At 57.4% G+C, this 575-nt stretch carries 1 rRNA gene; it reads left to right on the top strand.

Annotated elements, in window-relative coordinates:
* Nucleotides 1-49: 49 nt before the first annotated feature.
* Nucleotides 50-575, top strand: a 23S ribosomal RNA gene (locus tag ADL01_RS19820); the annotation flags it as partial.

Below are 575 nucleotides of genomic sequence, written 5' to 3'. Positions count from 1 at the left end.
GGGTGGTTGGTCGTTGTTTGAGAACTGCACAGTGGACGCGAGCATCTGTGGCCAAGTTTTTAAGGGCGCACGGTGGATGCCTTGGCACCAGGAACCGATGAAGGACGTGGGAGGCCACGATAGTCCCCGGGGAGTCGTCAACCAGGCTTTGATCCGGGGGTTTCCGAATGGGGAAACCCGGCAGTCGTCATGGGCTGTCACCCACATCTGAACACATAGGGTGTGTGGAGGGAACGCGGGGAAGTGAAACATCTCAGTACCCGCAGGAAGAGAAAACAACCGTGATTCCGGGAGTAGTGGCGAGCGAAACCGGATGAGGCCAAACCGTATACGTGTGAGACCCGGCAGGGGTTGCGTGTGCGGGGTTGTGGGATCTCTCTTTCACAGTCTGCCGGCTGTGAGACGAGTCAGAAACCGTTGGTGTAGACGAAGGACATGCGAAAGGTCCGGCGTAGAGGGTAAGACCCCCGTAGTCGAAACATCAACGGCTCGTTTGAGAGACACCCAAGTAGCACGGGGCCCGAGAAATCCCGTGTGAATCTGGCGGGACCACCCGTTAAGCCTAAATATTCCCT

The organism is Streptomyces sp. NRRL WC-3618, assembly GCF_001280005.1.
In the GTDB taxonomy this organism is placed as follows: domain Bacteria; phylum Actinomycetota; class Actinomycetes; order Streptomycetales; family Streptomycetaceae; genus Streptomyces.
Note: the sequence above shows the minus strand (reverse complement) of the source record. Positions and strands in the feature narration are given on the sequence as shown.